The 15,746-nt window shown below is 68.5% G+C and carries 15 protein-coding genes; 6 read left to right on the top strand and 9 right to left on the bottom strand.

Annotation, left to right across the window (positions count from 1 at the left end; all coding sequences use genetic code 11):
* The first annotated feature begins 25 nt into the window (after positions 1-25).
* A complete protein-coding gene (locus tag ASC66_RS12510; RefSeq protein ID WP_235496887.1) occupies positions 26-1,276 on the top strand; it encodes a trans-sulfuration enzyme family protein in 1,251 nt (416 codons plus the stop codon).
* Here ASC66_RS12510 and ASC66_RS12515 read toward each other — a convergent pair.
* A complete protein-coding gene (locus tag ASC66_RS12515) occupies positions 1,232-3,046 on the bottom strand; it encodes a DEAD/DEAH box helicase (protein ID WP_055839949.1) in 1,815 nt (604 codons plus the stop codon). The genes ASC66_RS12510 and ASC66_RS12515 overlap by 45 nt on opposite strands.
* A gap of 60 nt (positions 3,047-3,106) precedes the next feature.
* Between ASC66_RS12515 and ASC66_RS12520 the strand changes: the two genes are divergently transcribed.
* Positions 3,107-4,009: an SGNH/GDSL hydrolase family protein gene (locus ASC66_RS12520; protein ID WP_082492302.1), complete on the top strand. Its 903-nt coding sequence runs from the start codon at positions 3,107-3,109 to the stop codon at positions 4,007-4,009.
* A gap of 534 nt (positions 4,010-4,543) precedes the next feature.
* Here ASC66_RS12520 and ASC66_RS12525 read toward each other — a convergent pair.
* Both ASC66_RS12525 and ASC66_RS12530 read right to left on the bottom strand, forming a co-directional pair.
* Positions 4,544-5,773 (bottom strand): D-alanyl-D-alanine carboxypeptidase family protein, encoded by a 1,230-nt coding sequence (locus tag ASC66_RS12525; RefSeq protein ID WP_055839951.1) that lies wholly within the window; start codon positions 5,771-5,773, stop codon positions 4,544-4,546.
* A gap of 9 nt (positions 5,774-5,782) precedes the next feature.
* On the bottom strand, positions 5,783-6,604 hold the full coding sequence (locus ASC66_RS12530; RefSeq protein ID WP_055839954.1) for a TrmH family RNA methyltransferase: 822 nt from the start codon (positions 6,602-6,604) through the stop codon (positions 5,783-5,785).
* A 141-nt stretch (positions 6,605-6,745) separates the two neighbouring features.
* On the opposite strand from ASC66_RS12530, the gene ASC66_RS12535 reads away from it, so the two are divergent.
* Together ASC66_RS12535 and ASC66_RS12540 are read left to right on the top strand one after the other, a co-directional pair.
* On the top strand, positions 6,746-7,528 hold the full coding sequence (locus ASC66_RS12535) for a Sir2 family NAD-dependent protein deacetylase (RefSeq protein WP_235496907.1): 783 nt from the start codon (positions 6,746-6,748) through the stop codon (positions 7,526-7,528).
* 39 nt (positions 7,529-7,567) lie between these two features.
* Positions 7,568-8,140 carry a histidine phosphatase family protein gene (locus tag ASC66_RS12540; RefSeq protein ID WP_055839959.1) on the top strand — a complete coding sequence of 191 codons (573 nt, stop codon included), beginning with the start codon at positions 7,568-7,570 and terminating at the stop codon, positions 8,138-8,140.
* Here the strand turns inward: ASC66_RS12540 and ASC66_RS12545 are convergent.
* The gene (locus ASC66_RS12545; RefSeq protein WP_055839962.1) at positions 8,130-9,200 is read right to left on the bottom strand and encodes a glycosyltransferase family 4 protein; all 1,071 of its coding nucleotides are present in this window, start codon (positions 9,198-9,200) and stop codon (positions 8,130-8,132) included. The genes ASC66_RS12540 and ASC66_RS12545 overlap by 11 nt on opposite strands.
* Entirely contained in the window at positions 9,197-10,126 is a 930-nt protein-coding gene (locus ASC66_RS12550; protein ID WP_055839966.1) for an alpha/beta fold hydrolase, read from the bottom strand. The genes ASC66_RS12545 and ASC66_RS12550 overlap by 4 nt, the downstream gene beginning before the upstream one ends.
* 69 nt (positions 10,127-10,195) lie before the next feature.
* Here ASC66_RS12550 and treS point away from each other — a divergent pair, with 69 nt between their 5' ends.
* Entirely contained in the window at positions 10,196-11,905 is a 1,710-nt protein-coding gene (gene treS, locus ASC66_RS12555; protein ID WP_055839969.1) for a maltose alpha-D-glucosyltransferase, read from the top strand.
* A gap of 40 nt (positions 11,906-11,945) precedes the next feature.
* A complete protein-coding gene (locus ASC66_RS12560; RefSeq protein WP_055839971.1) occupies positions 11,946-12,638 on the top strand; it encodes an exonuclease domain-containing protein in 693 nt (230 codons plus the stop codon).
* A 1-nt stretch (position 12,639) separates the two neighbouring features.
* Here ASC66_RS12560 and ASC66_RS12565 read toward each other — a convergent pair whose 3' ends face one another.
* The 4 genes from ASC66_RS12565 to glgA all read right to left on the bottom strand — a co-directional run bounded on the left by ASC66_RS12565 (position 12,640) and on the right by glgA (position 15,684).
* On the bottom strand, positions 12,640-13,224 hold the full coding sequence (locus tag ASC66_RS12565) for a dihydrofolate reductase family protein (protein WP_055839974.1): 585 nt from the start codon (positions 13,222-13,224) through the stop codon (positions 12,640-12,642).
* An 83-nt stretch (positions 13,225-13,307) separates the two neighbouring features.
* The gene (locus ASC66_RS12570) at positions 13,308-13,559 is read right to left on the bottom strand and encodes a type B 50S ribosomal protein L31 (protein WP_047410596.1); all 252 of its coding nucleotides are present in this window, start codon (positions 13,557-13,559) and stop codon (positions 13,308-13,310) included.
* Between the two features lie 130 nt (positions 13,560-13,689).
* Entirely contained in the window at positions 13,690-14,472 is a 783-nt protein-coding gene (locus ASC66_RS12575) for an ABC transporter ATP-binding protein (RefSeq protein ID WP_055839977.1), read from the bottom strand.
* Between the two features lie 30 nt (positions 14,473-14,502).
* Positions 14,503-15,684 carry a glycogen synthase gene (gene glgA, locus ASC66_RS12580; RefSeq protein WP_055839979.1) on the bottom strand — a complete coding sequence of 394 codons (1,182 nt, stop codon included), beginning with the start codon at positions 15,682-15,684 and terminating at the stop codon, positions 14,503-14,505.
* Positions 15,685-15,746 lie beyond the last annotated feature (62 nt).

Consider the following 15,746-nt stretch of genomic DNA (forward strand, 5'->3'; position numbering starts at 1 on the left):
CTACGTTCAAGCCATGGAGTCAACGATGCCTCAGTCACATTTGCCCACCCGTCACATCGAAACCCTCGCCGTCCACGGCGGCATGGCCGGTGTGCGCGAGTCGGGATCCCACGTACCGACGATCGACCTGTCGACCACGAACCCGCTCGTCGGGGTCGAGAGCGGTGGGGCGAGCTACGAGAACCTGGCAACGGGCGGCGACCTCGAACCGGGCGCATCGGCGGTCTACCAGCGCCTCTGGCAGCCGGGCGTCGCCCGCTTCGAGGAGAGCCTCGCCGCGCTGGAGGGCACGGAGGGCGCCGTCGCATTCTCCACGGGCATGGCCGCTCTGGCCGCCTGTCTCCTGGCGACCGCCGCGGCAGGCAGGCCGCACATCGTCGCCGTGCGGCCGCTCTACGGCGGAACCGACCACGTGCTCGCCGCCGGGCTGCTCGGCACAACGGTGGCCTGGGCGGATGCCGACGGCATCGCGTCCGCGATCACGCCGGAGACCGGTCTCGTGATCATCGAGACGCCGGCCAACCCGACGCTCGAACTCCTCGACATCGCAGCGGTGTGCGCGGCGGCCGGCGACGTGCCGGTGCTCGTCGACAACACATTCGCCTCCCCCGTGCTGCAGCAGCCCGCCCTGCACGGTGCAACCCTCGTGCTGCACAGCGCCACCAAGTACCTCGGCGGGCACGGCGATGTGATGGGCGGAATCGTCGCCACGAACCGGGAATGGCTGGAACGACTGCGCCAGGTGCGCGCGCTCACCGGCGGCCTGCTGCATCCATTCGCCGGCTATCTGCTGCACCGCGGCCTCCGCACTCTGCCCGTGCGCGTGCGCGCCCAGCAGGAGACGGCCGAGAAGCTCGCATTCCTGCTCGACGGCCACCCGGCGCTGAAGCGCGTGCACTACCCCTCGCTGCCCGGCCAGGACCCGCTCGGCCTGCTCGGCCGCCAATTGCACGGGCCGGGGTCGCTCATCGCCATCGAGCTCGTCGGAGGTTACGAGGCGGCCGCGGCCTTCACGGAGGCCTGCCGCCTGATCACCCACGCCGTCTCGCTCGGCGGCGTCGACTCCCTGGTGCAGCATCCCGCCTCGCTCACGCACCGCCCGGTCGAGGCGAGCGCGAAGCCCAACGCCGGTATCGTGCGCCTGAGCATCGGTCTCGAGCACGTCGACGACCTGGCCGCCGACATCCTGCAGGCCTTGGATGCCGTCGACGCCACGGACGTTGAGGAAGGACTAGTGCGTGCTGCCCAGGCGCTTCCGCAGGAGCAGAATGCGTGATTGCAGCTGGGTCACACTGGCCTGAGCGACCGCCGGCCCGCCGCACAAGCGGCGGAGCTCGGCGTGCACGATGCCGTGCGGCTCGCCGGTGAGCTTGGCCCACATGCCGACGAGACTGTTGAGCAGCGCGCGCTGTTCCTTCAGGGTGCGGTAGAGGGCCTGCGGTGTCTCGGCGGCGATCTCCTCCGCCGGGCGGTTCTTCTGCCGATCGGCGGCTCGGCGGGCTTGCTTGGCCTGCCGTTGCCGCAGCAGGTCGCTCACCTGCTCGGGTTCGAGCAGCCCGGGGATCCCGATGAAGTCGAATTCCTCGTCGCTGCCCGGCTCGGCCAGGGTGCCGAATTCGTGGCCGTCGAAGAGCACCCGGTCGAACGTCGCGGCCGAGCCGAGCGCCTGGAAGCTGAACTCGCTGGTGAGCGCGTCCGAGGCCTTGTCGTCCTTGTTCGCGGCGGCGACCATCGCGTCTTCCGGGTTGTAGATGTCGCCGTCGTCGTCCTTGCTGATGCGGTCGAGCGCGTGGTCGCGCTCGAGCTCCATCTGCGAGCCGAGTGCCATCAGCTGCGGAACATTGGGCAGGAAGACGGATGCCGTCTCACCGCGCCTGCGGGCGCGCACGAAGCGGCCGATGGCCTGGGCGAAGAACAGCGGCGTCGCCGAGGAGGTGGCGTAGACGCCGACGGCGAGCCGCGGAACGTCGACGCCCTCGGACACCATGCGCACGGCCACCATCCAGCGGCTGCTTCCGGCGGAGAAGGTGTCGATGTTGTCCGAGGCCTCCTTGTCATCCGAGAGCACGAGGGTGACCGGCTGGCCGGTGATGCCCTCGAGGATGACGGCGTACGCCTTCGCCGCGAAGTGGTCGGTCGCGAGCACGAGCCCTCCGGCATCCGGAATGCCCTGCCGGACCTCGGTGAGGCGCTTGTCCGCCGCCTGCAGCACGGCCGGGATCCACTCGCCGCCCGGGTCGAGCGCCGTGCGCCACGCCTGGGAGGTGATGTCCTTGGTGTTGTCCTCGCCGAGCTTGGCCTCCATCTCGTCGCCGGTGCTCGTGCGCCACTTCATGTGGCCGGAGTAGACCATGAACATGACGGGGCGCACGACGCCGTCTTCGAGGGCGCGGCCATAGCCGTAGTTGTAGTCGGTGATCGAGGTGCGGATGCCCTGGTTGTCGGGCGCGTACTCGACGAACGGGATCGGGGCCGTGTCGGAGCGGAACGGCGTTCCGGTCAGCGAGAGTCGTTTGGTGGCGCTGCCGAAGGCCTCGCGGATGGCGTCGCCCCAGCTGAGCGCGTCGCCGCCGTGGTGCACCTCGTCGAGGATCACGAGGGTGCGGTTGCTGAGGGTGATGTCGCGATAGAGCGAGGCGCGCACGGCGACCGCCGCGTAGGTGACGGCGACCCCGTGGTAGTGCTTGCCGAAACGGCCGTGCGCGTTCTTGAACTCGGGGTCGAGGCGGATTCCGACGCGGGCCGCGGCCTCCGCCCACTGCTTCTTCAGATGCTCGGTCGGGGCGACGACGATGATGGTGTCGATCTCGCGGCGGCCGCGGAGCTCCGCGGCGAGGCGCAGCGCGAAGGTCGTCTTGCCTGCGCCCGGCGTTGCCGCGGCGAGGAAGTCGCGAGGCATCTTCTCGAAGTACTTCTCCAGCGCCTCGGCCTGCCAGGCGCGGAGCTTGCTGGCGGTACCCCATGCGGCCCTCTCGGGGAACGACGGGGAGAGATGCTCCGCCGCCGAGGTGCCCGGGTGGGCTGGGGAGGCTTGCGGAGTAGTCACTGGCTCAAGTTTAGCGGCTCGCTGGGACACACTTCGCTGGCCGCTGATTAGGGTGGAGTCATGGCTGATGACACCGCGAAGCACAAGGGACTCTGGTTTCGCCTCTCGCGACGACGTGAACAGCCCGGAACCCCCGGCCCCGCCGACTCCCGTTCCGAGGCCACGACACCGTGGCCCGTTCACCCCTGGCAGCGCTATGTCGCCCTCGGGGACTCATTCACGGAGGGCATCGGAGACCCGGAACCCAGCGTCCCCGGCGGCCACCGTGGGTGGGCCGACCGCGTCGCGGAGGTCCTGAGCGACGGCACCGACGACTTCGCGTACGCGAACCTCGCCGTGCGCGGCAAGCTGATCCAGCAGATTCTCGACGAGCAGGTCGAGCAGGCGCTCAGCCTGCACCCGGATCTCATCACGATCTCCGGCGGTGGCAACGATGTGATCAGGCCGGGCAGCGATCCGGATGCCGTGTCGGCCGTCGTCGAGCAGGCGATCGCGAAGCTCACCCGCGACAAGGCGACGGTGGTGCTGTTCACCGCGACCGATGTCGGCTTCTCGCCGGTGTTCCGCGGCATCCGCGGCAAGGTCGCCATCTACAACGAGAACCTGCGCACGATCGCCGCGAAGTACGACTGCGTCGTGGCCGACCAGTGGCCGCTCAAAGAGATCCAGGACACCCGCTTCTGGGCGCCGGACCGGCTGCACCTGAACCCGCTCGGCCACCACGAGATCGCCCGGCTCGTGCTGGCGGCGCTCAACGTGCCGAACGAGCTGAAGCCGGCCGAACCGGAGCCCGCTCCCGTCCGATCGTGGCGGGCGGCCCGCAGCGAAGACCTCAGCTGGGCCAGGGAGTACCTGGTGCCGTGGGTGCTCCGCCGTGTGCGGCACCAGTCCTCCGGAGACCTGGTGACGGCAAAGCGCCCGGATGCCGCGCCCTTCGTGCTCCCGGAGCCCGACGACGACTAGACGTGGTGCTGACGAGCCCCACGTATCCGCGGAAGCGCTCAGGGCTTCACGAGCGGGCCTCCTTCGTCGGCTCGTTCGCTCGAGCCACCGTGCGGAGAGGCGCGGGCCGCATCCCACGCTGGCTCGAGGGAGCAGCCGAGGAACGAGGCAGCGACCGAAGCCGGCGTGCCGGGGCGCCGTCTCCGCGGAAGCGCTCAGGGCTTCACGAGCGGGCCTCCTTCGTCGGCTCGTTCGCTCGAGCCAACGTGCGGAGAGGCGCGGGCCGCACCCCACGCTGGCTCGAGGGAGCAGCCGAGGAACGAGGCAGCAACCGAAGCCGGGCTCCCCGATGACGCGCTGCGCGGATGTCGGCGAACCGTCTCCGCGGGAGCGCTCAGGGCTTCGCGAGCGGGCCTCCTTCGTCGGCTCGTTCGCTCGAGCCACCGTGCGGAGAGGCGCGGGCCGCATGCCACGCTGGCTCGAGGGAGCAGCCGAGGAACGAGGCAGCGACCGAAGCCGGGCTCCCCTGCGGCACCTAGCGCTACGTCGCAGCTGCTAGCGGGGGTTGCCGAGCTTCCACCACACGCCGGGGTCGCCGAGCGCGCCGTTGGCCGTGATCGGCACGCTGGTGCTCTGGCCACCGGCGGTGAAGGTCACGCTGCCGATCTCGGCACCGTCGTCGACGAGGGCGACATCGGGCAGCTCAAGGCTCGTCTCGATGGGGGTGTCAGACCAGACGAGCAGCGAGGCGGATGCCGCGCTCTCGGCCGATGCGGCGTCGCCCCACTCGGTCGAGTAGCCGGCCCACTGCTGGCCCGCCGTGGTGAGCGGCACGGTGTGGAAGCCGGCGAACACGCTGTCGAGCAGTGTGCCGACGGCGTCGTTGAGCTCCGAGTGGGTGTCTGCGCCGAGCGTCGCACCGACGAGCGTCACCGACTGGCCGTCGATGACGGCATCCGCGGTGTACAGCAGGCAGGCGCCGGCCTCATCGGTCGTTCCGGTCTTCATGCCGGTGACGCCGTGCTTGCCGAGGAGCTTGTTCGTGTTGGTGACGGTGCCGATCGTGGGGAGCTCAGCCGATTTCATGGCGATGATCTCGGCGATCGCCGGCTGCGCGATGGCGAGCTTGCCGATCTCGACGAGATTCGCCGGGCTGCTCACGCTGCCGGCGGAGAGCCCGCTGGCGTCGACGACGTGGGTGTCGGCGAGCCCGTGCTCGGCGATCCAGGCGTTCGCCGCCTCCAGGTACGCGTCCATCGATCCGAACGCCCAGACGGCGAGCGATTCGGCGTAGTTGTTGGCCGACGGCAGCAGCAGCGCGATGAGGGTCTCCCGCTGGCTGAGGCTCATGCCGGCCACAACGGGCGCGGAGGAACCGTTCTCGGCGATCGTCTCCCAGTAGATGTCGACGTCGGCCTCGGTGTAGTCGATCTCCGGGCCGGCCTCGCCGGCGCCGAGCGGGTGCTCATCGAGCACGACGAGCGAGGTGATCACCTTGGTGATGCTCGCGATGGGTCCGCTGGACTGCTCGCCCTCGCTGGCCAGGAGTCCTGGAGAACCGAGCTGGCCGACCGCGGTGCGACCGAAGCCGGGCCACTCGACCGGTGCAGCCGCCTGCGTGAGCACCGGCACCTCGCCGCGGGCGATGGAGGTGGCCGGAAGCGGGGCCGCGAGGGCATTCACGCCGTAGAACAGCATCGAGAGCACGGCGATGAGGGCCACACCGGCAACGCTGAAGACGACGATCCTGCGACGTCGATAGATCTGGCGTCGGTTGAGGGTCACGAAAAGAGCCTAAGCGGTCTCGGCTGGACGAACGCGCAGCGCGTACAGTGCGACGGCGCTCGCCGCCGCGACATTGAGCGAGTCGACGCCGTGCAGCATCGGGATCGTGACCGTGGTGTCCGCGGAAGCCAGCGCGGCCCGGCTCAGGCCGTCGCCCTCGGAGCCGAGCACGATGGCGAGCTTCTCCGGCGGGTTCTTCTCGAAGTCCTCGAGGCTGACGGCATCGGGAGCCAGCGCGAGCGCGGCGATGTGGAAGCCGTGCGCGTGCAGCAGCGGCGTCGCATCGCTCCACTCCGGCAGCCGCGTCCACGGCACCTGCAGCACCGTGCCCATGCTCACCCGCACGCTCCGGCGGTACAGCGGGTCTGCGCAACGCGGCGTGATGAGCACGGCATCCGCACCGAGGCCGGCGACGGCCCTGAAGATGGCACCGACGTTGGTGTGATCGACGATGTCTTCGAGGATCACGATGCGCCTGGCATCACGGATGAGTTCCTCCACGGATGCCAGGGCCGGCCGTTCCATCGCGGCCAGGGCACCGCGGTGCAGGTTGTAGCCGGTGAGCTGCTCGAGCACCTCCGGCTCCCCCACGTACACGGGGACGTCGGGGAAGTCGGCCAGCAGCGGCTCGATGTCGGCCAGCCACTGCTTCTGCAGCAGAACGGAGCGCGGGATGTGCCCGGCGCGCAGCGCCCTGGCGATCACCTTGCTCGACTCGGCGATGTACAGGCCACCCTCCGGTTCGCTGACGCGGCGCAGGGCGACATCGGTGAGCCGGGCGAAATCGGAGGCACCGCCGACGGTGAGTTCGGTGATGGGAATGATCTGCATCCCTCTAGCCTGACAGGCTCGGAAACATTCTCGAAACCAAATGGGTTGATGATGGGTGTAGATCACAAAGGAGACCCCGTGCAGGCAGAGTTGGCCTTAGGGAACGCGAGCGCGACGCAGCTCGAACAGCTCGCGGATCTGATGCGCGGCAAACGCACGGCCGTTCTCACCGGCGCCGGCATCAGCACCGATTCCGGCATCCCCGACTACCGCGGTGCAGGCGCGCCGGTGCGCACCCCGATGACGGTGCAGGAGTTCCTCCGCGACGAGAGCCGGCGCAAGCGCTACTGGGCCGGCAGCCACCTCGGCTGGCGTCACTTCGGCGGCGCCAAGCCGAACTCCGGCCACCACACGCTCGCCCAGTTGGAGGCCGGCGGTCTCGTCTCCGGCATCGTGACGCAGAACGTCGACGGGCTGCACACCCGCGCCGGCTCTCGCAAGGTCGTCGAACTGCACGGCTCGATGGACACCGTCAGCTGCCTGGATTGCGGGCAGGTCTTCGCCAGAGCGTCCGTCGCAGAACAGCTCGAGCGTGCAAACCCGTGGATCGACACCGAGGGCGCCGTGCGGCTGGCGCCGGACGGCGACGCGGATGTCGATGAACTCGACCGTTTCGTGCTCCCCGTCTGCACGGTGTGCGGCGGCCGGCTGAAGCCGGACGTCGTCTTCTTCGGCGAGCTCGTTCCCTCGTCGAAGTTCGCGCTCGCCGCCGCGCTGGTGGCCAGCTCAGATCTGCTCCTGATCGTCGGATCCTCGCTGACCGTCAACTCCGGCATCCGCCTGATGGAGCAGGCGAGACGGCGCCGACTCCCGATCGTCGTCGTGAACCGCGGCACGACGAAGGGTGACACACGAGCAGCACATAAGCTGGATGCCGGGGCTTCAGAGACACTCACGGCGATCGCCGAACGACTCCTGTACTGAGTCGCTGGGAACCTGAGCCCGCACTCTTGAGGGGGATGGATGACGACGTTCGGCATTGTTCGGCACGGTGAGACTGAGTGGAACGCGCAGCAGCGCGTGCAGGGGCGCACCGACATCCCGCTGAACGACACCGGTCGGGCGCAGGCCGCGGAGACCGGAGCACGGCTGCGTGCAGAGCAGGTGACGGAGGGCCCATGGGATGCCATCGTCAGCAGCCCGCTGAGCCGGGCGCACGAGACGGCCCGCATCATCGCCGCTGAGCTCGGTCTGCCAGAGCCGGAACTCGTCGCTGAACTCGCCGAGCGCGCCCACGGCGAGATCGAGGGACTGAGCTTCGAGGAGCGCGCGGCGCGCTTCGCCGGTGGCGTCCCGGTTCCCGGGCTGGAGTCGCGTGAGGAGGTGCTGGATCGCGCACTGCCCAGCCTCGAGGCGCTTGCGGCACGGCACCCGGACGGCCGGGTGCTCGTGGTCAGCCACGGCGGCGTGATCAGCACCCTGCTGCACCACTCCAGCGGCGGCGCGATCGACGGTCCGGGCCGGAGCATCCCGAACGGCTCCGTGCGGGAGTTCCGTTGGGGGCTCGGCGGCCTGGTGCTGCGCTCTACCGTCTAGCGGTCTTCTCCAGCAGCGCCAACAGCTTCTCGGCCGAGGCCTTCCACGTGAAGCGCGCCGACTGGGCACGACCGAGGTCGGAGCGTCGCTCCCACTCCCCCTGGCTCGTGAGCGCCGTGACGGCTGCGACGAGCCCGTCGGCGGATGTCGGGGCGAAATAGAGCGCGGCATCCCCACCGATCTCGCGGAAGATCGGGATGTCACTGACGATGATCGGGGTTCCTGCCGCCATCGCCTCGACCAGCGGGATGCCGAAGCCCTCGTCGAGCGAGGCGGTGACGAGCGCGGTCGCCGAGCGGAGCGCCTGCTGGTACTCCTCGTCGCTCGCACCGTTGTGGAAGACGAGCTCGGCCTGCGGGGCGAGCTGGCTGAGGCGCGTGCGTTCGGACTCGCTGACCCGGCTCATCAGATGGAGCTCGGCACCCGGCATCATGGCGACGGCCCGCACGAGCGTCTCGACGTTCTTGTACGGCATGAACGAGCCCATGTAGACCAGGCGCAGTGTGGTCGGAGCGATGCGGGGCTCCTCGGTGCCGACGGCGCTGACGCCGGCCGCGTTGGGGACGACGGTGACCGGGCGGTGCGTCAGGCTGTGCTCGGCGATCAGCCCGGCCGTCGTCTCCGACACTGTCACGACGCCGTCCGCACGGTTCAGCAGCATCCGCTGCGGCCACCACGCGAGGTGGTAGAGCCGCCAGAGCCCCCGGATGGGAGCGGCGAGATCGCGCGGAGGCGTGCGGTTGCGGTAGTAGATCAGGTCGTGCACGGTGAGCAGCAGCTTGTATCTGCGTCCCCACGAGCCCATCGTCTGCATCGGCGTGAAGACGACATCCGGCTTGAGTTTGTTGACGGTGAGTGCCACGAGTGGTTCACGCACGCTCGTCGGCGCGCTGACCAGCTGCCAGGGCAGCGTCGGCAGCATGTCGAGCTGACGGTGGTCGTTGATCAGCATCGTGACGGGGTGCAGCTTGCCGAGCTCCTCGACGAGGCTCGCCGTGTAGCGGCTGATGCCGTCATGCCTGTCGATGCGGGTATAGCGGCAATCGAAGACGATCCTCATGCCCCGGCCGTCTCATTCGAGCTCGGCAGGGTCGCCAGCAGCCCGCGGATCTGGGCGGCGGCCTCGACCGGCTTCTCGTAGTGGATGAGGTGGCCGACGCCGTGGATGACGTACAGCGTCGCCTGCGGGAACAGCGCCTGCAGCGTGTGCTGCGCGGCGATGGGGGTGATGTCGTCGCGGTCGGCCGCGATCAGCAGCGTGCGCGGCGTGATCGACGCGGCGAACTCGCTCACGTCGTTGCCGACCGATGCGCGGAAGGCGTCGAGCACGACCTCGCGGTTGCTGAACGCCGAGAAGTAGCGGTCGTGTTCCTCGTGGATCCAGCGCTTCAGCGTCGGATCCGTGGTCTTGGCCATCGTCACGCTCATCACGCGCACGATCAGGCGGGAGCGCAGCAGCGCGAAGCCGAGCTTCTCCGGCAGCTTCGCGGCCGCCCAGTAATAGAAGACGGCGAGCCTGGTCATGATGCCGCGCGGGCCGGCGAGTGCGGGGGCAGCGATCGGATTGACGAGGATGACGGCATCCGCCGCCAGGCCGCCCGCCAGCGCGGCGGAGGAGACGATCGAGCCGAAGGAGTGGCCGAGGATCACGACGGGGCCATTCAGTTCGAGGGCGGCAACGAATCCACGCAGCCAGGCGGCGTAGCCGTCGAGGTCGTGGCTGAAGCCCGAGTCGGCACCGAGCGGCGTCGACTCGCCGAAGCCGGGAAGGTCCGGCGAGATGATGTGCACACCGGGGAGCTGGGCGACGACGGGCTCGAGGCCGTGGTGGTCTCCGCGGAATCCGTGGACCATCACGACGGTCGGCGCACCGGCGACCGCGGCCCCGTACTCCCAGTAGCGGCTGCTGCTGCCCAGGACGGAGACCGTGTTCTCGCGCACGGGGATGCCGGCCAACTGCGACGCGTAAGGGGACTCGATGCTCATCGACTCAAGTTTAGGTGAGCTGCCACCCAAGACTGGACAGCAGCGGCAGGGAACTGCTTAGACTCAGGAATGAGTTTTACCGCGCCTATCCAACTGCCTGGTCTCATTCTCGATCCCCAGTGGTACCGCAGGGCCGTCTTTTACGAGGTGATGGTGCGCTCCTTCGTCGACAGCAACGGCGACGGCACCGGCGATCTCGGTGGCCTCATCTCCAAGCTCGACTATCTGCAGTGGCTCGGCGTTGACGCGCTCTGGGTGCCGCCGATCTTCACCTCTCCCCTGCGTGATGGCGGCTATGACGTGGCCGACTACCGCTCGATCCTTCCCGAGTTCGGAACCCTCGACGAGTTCCGCGAACTCGTCACGAAGGCGCACGAACGCAACATGCGCGTTGTCATCGACCTGCCGCTCAACCACACCTCCGACCAGCACGAGTGGTTCCAGCAGTCCAGAGCCGATCCGGACGGTCCGTACGGCGATTTCTACGTCTGGAGCGACACCGACGAGAAGTGGCCGGACATTCGCATCATCTTCACAGACACCGAGGAGTCGAACTGGGCGTTCGACCCGGTGCGGCGGCAATTCTTCTTCCACCGTTTCTTCTCGCACCAGCCCGACCTCAACTTCGAGAACCCGGCCGTGCACGAGGCCGTGTTCGATGTCGTCCGCTTCTGGCTCGACCTCGGCGTCGACGGCTTCCGGCTCGACGCGATCCCCTACCTCTACGAGTCGGATGAGGGCAACGGTGAGGGCGAGCCCCCGACGCACGAGTTCATCAAGGCACTGCGGGCGATGGTCGACAGGAGCTACCCCGGCCGCGTGATGATCGCCGAGGCCAATCAGTGGCCGCGTGAGGTCGCCGCGTTCTTCGGCAGCGAGGAGGAGCCGGAGTGCCACATGGCCTTCGACTTCCCGGTGATGCCGCGCATCTTCTACGCACTGCGCTCGCAGCGGGCCGACGAACTGGTGGCGGTGCTCTCGGAGACCACCGACATTCCAGATGGCGCGGGCTGGGGCATCTTCCTGCGCAACCACGACGAGCTCACCCTCGAGATGGTCTCGGAGGAGTACCGGCAGGCCATGTACGGCTGGTACGCCTACGACCCGCGGATGCGGGCGAACGTCGGCATCCGGCGCCGCCTGGCGCCGCTGCTCGACAATGCGCGCGCCGAGCTGGAGCTGGCGCACGCGCTGCTCTTCGCGCTGCCGGGCAGCCCGTTCCTGTACTACGGCGACGAGATCGGCATGGGCGACAACATCTGGTTGCCCGACCGCGACAGCTCCCGTACGCCGATGCAGTGGACCCCCGATCGGAACGCCGGATTCTCGGCCGCCGACCCCGGCAAGCTGTACCTGCCGGTCGTGCAGTCGCTCGTCTACAACTACGGGCACGTGAACGTGGAGTCGCAGCTTGCGCAGTCGCGCTCGCTGCTGCACTGGGTGCGCAACGTCATCCATGTGCGCAAGGCGCACCTCGTCTTCGGCCTGGGCGACATCCAGGTGATCCCGACCAACAACGACTCGGTGCTGGCGTTCGTGCGGCGCTATGCCGGATCCGGGCTCTCCGGCAGCACGCACTACAACGAGCAGCCGGAGTCGGTGCTCTGCGTGTTCTCCTTCGCGCACAATCCGGTCGCGGTCACAATCACGGCGGAGGACATGGCTGGCACGCGTCTCTATGACCTCTTCGGCGGTGGCGTGTTCCCGAGCTTCGACGAGAACGGCTCGCTCACGCTGACGATGGCCACGCAGAGCTTCTTCTGGCTGCACTGCGGCTGAGCCTCCCGGTTGTGTCGGTGCGTGGCCATAGAGTGATGGCATGAACGCACTCAGCTGGTCCGCAACGCTCGCCGTCTTCGATCTGGAGACGACAGGAATCGATGTGGAGACGAGTCGCATCGTCACCGCGAATGTCAGCGTGATCGACGCGGACGGCGCGGTGCAGGAGCGCAGCGACTGGCTTCTCGACCCCGGCGTCGAGATTCCGAGCGGTGCTACGGCCGTGCACGGCATCACGACGGCGCGCGCCCAGGCAGACGGGATGCCGGCCGCCGAGGGCGTCGGCCAGATCGTCGAGCGCATCCGCGCGCTGCTCGCGCAGAACGTGCCCGTGGTCGTCTACAACGCCCCGTACGACTTCACGATCCTCAACCGCGAGGCGCTCCGGCACGGGCAGAACATTCTCGGTGCCCCGAGCCCCGTCATCGATCCGCTGGTGATCGACAAGGCGGTCGACCGCTACCGCAAGGGCAAGCGCACGCTCGAGGCCGCTGCCGCCTTCTACGGTGTGCCGCTGGACGACGCGCACGACGCCGGCGCCGACGCCATCGCGGCCGGCCGTGTCGCGCAGGCGATCGCCCGCGAGCACGGCGCCGCCCTCCCCGCCACCGCAACGGCTCTGCACGAGCAGCAGGTCACCTGGGCGGCGGAGCAGGCCGCCAGCTTCCAGCAGTACATGCGCGCCAACCGCGACCCCGGCTTCACGGCCGACGGCTCCTGGCCGCAGCGCTGAGTCAGCGAGGGCTCACTCGATACTGCAGGTGCAGCACCCGGTTGCCCTGGATCACCACGTCTGGACCCTCCAGCAGCTGTTGTGCGTTGACCGACCCGAAGTAGCGCTTGCCGGATCCGAACACGACGGGCGCGACGTCCATGCGCACCTCGTCGACCAGGCCGGCGGCGAACACCTGGCCACCGACGTCCCCGGCTGCGACCTCGACGATGCGCTCACCCGCGAGCTCCTGCGCCGTGGCCATGGCTGCCTCGACGCCGTCGACGAAGTGGAACGGCGCGCCCGGGTCCCACCCCTCCGGCTGCGGCCGGTGCGTGACGACGACCACGTGGTCGATCCCGCTGGGCGGTTGTCCGTCCCAGCCGTCCGTCATGTCGAAGACGTGACGGCCGACGACGGTCACCCCGATCTGATCCCAGTACGGCCGGGTGTGGTCGTATGACGCCTGCGAGACCGTCAGCTCGCCGCTCTCGTCCAAGGGGACGTCACCGCTGGTCAGCCAGTCGAACAGTGGCCCAGGCTGGTCGTTCTCATCCGCGATGAAGCCGTCCGCCGACACCGAACCGTACATGACCACCTTGCCCACGGTGCACTCCTCTGCTTGCGTGCCCCCATTAACGCACAACAGGGCAACCGGCGAAAGCCGATTGCCCTGTTGTGATTGGCGTCTTAGGCGCCGAAGCCCTTGAAGCGCTGGTTGAACTTCTCGACGCGTCCGGCCGAGTCCATGATGCGCTGCTTGCCCGTGTAGAACGGGTGCGACTCCGAGGAGATCTCCACGTCGATGACGGGGTAGGTGTTGCCGTCTTCCCACTCGATGGTCTTGGCGCTGCCGACCGTCGAACGGGTCAGGAAGGTTGCACCCGAAGCAAGGTCGCGGAACACGATCGGTGCGTAAGTGGGGTGGATTTCAGACTTCATCGAATTTCCTAGCGTTGAAAGTTATTTGTGTGTTGAGACTGGTGTGATCTGTCTTGCCGATCACAGTCCGATCAGGCGAGAAAGCTTGCGGCCCGGGGGCCAGCTACCGAGCTTAGCAGAATTCGAGCTGTCAGACCGCACGTGCGCCGAAGCGCCCGTCCTGTTCGCTCAGCTCGATGCCGAGGCCGAATGCTTCGGTGAGCACCTCGGAGGTGAGCGCCTCGGAGAAGGGACCCGCGGCGACGACCCGACCGGCAGCGATCACGAGGGCGTGCGTGAAGCCGAGGGGAATCTCTTCCGCGTGGTGGGTGACCATGACGATGGCCGGGGCGTTCGGCGACTGGGCGTAGCCACCGAGCAGGTGCAGCAATTCTTCGCGCGCACCGAGGTCGAGGCTGGCCGCCGGCTCGTCGAGCAGCAACAGCTCGGGGTCGGTCATCACGGAGCGCGCGATCTGCACGCGCTTCTGCTCGCCGTCGCTGAGGGTGCCGAACAGGCGCTCGGCCAGGTGGTCGAGCTTCCACTCGGCCAGCACCCGCTGCGCACGACGGGTGTCGAGCTCGTCGTACTCCTCGTTCCAGCGTCCCGTCACCGAGTACGCGGCGGTCAGCACGACGTCCAGAACCTTCTCGTTCTTCGGGATCGTCCTGGCCATCGCGGTCGACGCGAATCCGATCATCGGGCGCAGTTCGAACAGATCGACCTTGCCGAGCTGTTCCTCGAGCACGAGGGCTGTGCCGCTGCTCGGGTGCAGAGCAGCCGCTGCGATGCGCAGCAGCGTGGTCTTGCCCGCGCCGTTTGGACCGAGCACCACCCAGCGTTCGTCGGGATTCACCGTCCAGTTCACCGAGTCGAGGATTGTGTTGCCGTCGCGAACGACGGAGACGTCTGTGAGCTGAAGAACGCTGGCCATGCTCCTATGCTACCGAGCCTCGGCGCCCGCTCAGAGCAGGCCGGCGTAGATCTCGCGGGTGCGCGCCGCGATCTGCGTCCAATCGAATTCCTTCTCGGCCCGCTCCCTGCCCGCCGCGCCCATCACGGCGGCGCGTGCGGGGTCGCTCACAACCTCGGTGAGTGCCGCGGCGAGATCCGCCACGAACCGCTCGGGATCGATCGGCGTTCCCGTGCCGTCGTCCAGCTGCTCGATCGGCACCAGGCGCCCGGTCACCCCGTCGACGACGACCTCGGGGATGCCGCCTGTCGCTGTTCCGACGACGGGAAGCCCGCACGCCATCGCCTCGAGGTTGACGATTCCGAGAGGCTCGTAGACCGAGGGGCAGACGAAGGCCGTTCCCGCCGTCAGCACCGCGGAGAGTTCGTGTTGGCTGAGCAGCCGGTCGATCCAGACGACGCCGGCGCGCTCGCGCTGCAGCGTCTCGACGCCGGCACTGACCTCGGCCATGATCTCGGCCGTGTCCGGCGCTCCAGCGCAGAGCACGAGCTGCACGTCCGCCGGCAGAAGCCGCGCCGCACGCAGAAGGTAGGGCAAGCCCTTCTGCCGCGTGATGCGCCCGACGAAGACGATCGACGGCCGATCGGGGTCGATGCCGAGCGCGCGCACGGTGTCGCTGTCGTGCAGCGGCTTCCAGCGGTTCAGGTCGATGCCGTTGTAGACCACGTGGACGCGCTGCTCGTCGAGCGACGGGTAGGAGCGCAGGATGTCGCGGGCCATGCCGCCGCTCACCGCGATGACCGCGTCCGCGGCCTCGAATGCCGTCTTCTCGACCCAGCTCGACACCCGGTAGCCGCCGCCGAGCTGCTCGGCTTTCCATGGCCGGAGCGGCTCGAGGCTGTGCGCGGTGACCACATGGGGAACATCGTGCAAAAGTTTGGCGATGTGACCCGCCCCGTTTGCATACCAGGTGTGGGAGTGCACGAGGCTGGCACCGGCGACATCCTGCGCCATGGCCAGGTCGACACCGAGCGTGCTGAGGGCGGGGTTGGCGTCGGCCAATGTCGCGGGTGCGGCGTACGCGACGGTGTCCGGGGCGTTGCGCTCGGCGCCGAAACAGCGCACGACGACGTCGATGTCTGTGCGCAGCGCGCGGACGAGCTCCGCGACGTGCACTCCGGCACCGCCGTAGACCTCGGGTGGATACTCCTTGGTGAGCAGATCGACTCGCATGGGGCAACGCTAGCGCAGCCGCGCCGACACAGAGCGGAATGCGTCTAGGAAGTGTCATTCGG

This window comes from Leifsonia sp. Root4 (assembly GCF_001425085.1).
Classification (GTDB): Bacteria; Actinomycetota; Actinomycetes; order Actinomycetales; family Microbacteriaceae; genus Microterricola.

Coding starts and splice junctions, on each gene's coding strand:
- ASC66_RS12560 (WP_055839971.1), top strand. CDS start 11,946: ATGAACGCACTCAGCTGGTCCGCAACGCTCGCCGTCTTCGATCTGGAG.
- ASC66_RS12545 (WP_055839962.1), bottom strand. CDS start 9,200: ATGAGGATCGTCTTCGATTGCCGCTATACCCGCATCGACAGGCATGAC.
- ASC66_RS12575 (WP_055839977.1), bottom strand. CDS start 14,472: ATGGCCAGCGTTCTTCAGCTCACAGACGTCTCCGTCGTTCGCGACGGC.
- ASC66_RS12550 (WP_055839966.1), bottom strand. CDS start 10,126: ATGAGCATCGAGTCCCCTTACGCGTCGCAGTTGGCCGGCATCCCCGTG.
- treS (WP_055839969.1), top strand. CDS start 10,196: ATGAGTTTTACCGCGCCTATCCAACTGCCTGGTCTCATTCTCGATCCC.
- ASC66_RS12570 (WP_047410596.1), bottom strand. CDS start 13,559: ATGAAGTCTGAAATCCACCCCACTTACGCACCGATCGTGTTCCGCGAC.
- ASC66_RS12510 (WP_235496887.1), top strand. CDS start 26: ATGCCTCAGTCACATTTGCCCACCCGTCACATCGAAACCCTCGCCGTC.
- ASC66_RS12530 (WP_055839954.1), bottom strand. CDS start 6,604: ATGCAGATCATTCCCATCACCGAACTCACCGTCGGCGGTGCCTCCGAT.
- ASC66_RS12535 (WP_235496907.1), top strand. CDS start 6,746: ATGCGCGGCAAACGCACGGCCGTTCTCACCGGCGCCGGCATCAGCACC.
- ASC66_RS12540 (WP_055839959.1), top strand. CDS start 7,568: ATGACGACGTTCGGCATTGTTCGGCACGGTGAGACTGAGTGGAACGCG.
- ASC66_RS12520 (WP_082492302.1), top strand. CDS start 3,107: ATGGCTGATGACACCGCGAAGCACAAGGGACTCTGGTTTCGCCTCTCG.
- glgA (WP_055839979.1), bottom strand. CDS start 15,684: ATGCGAGTCGATCTGCTCACCAAGGAGTATCCACCCGAGGTCTACGGC.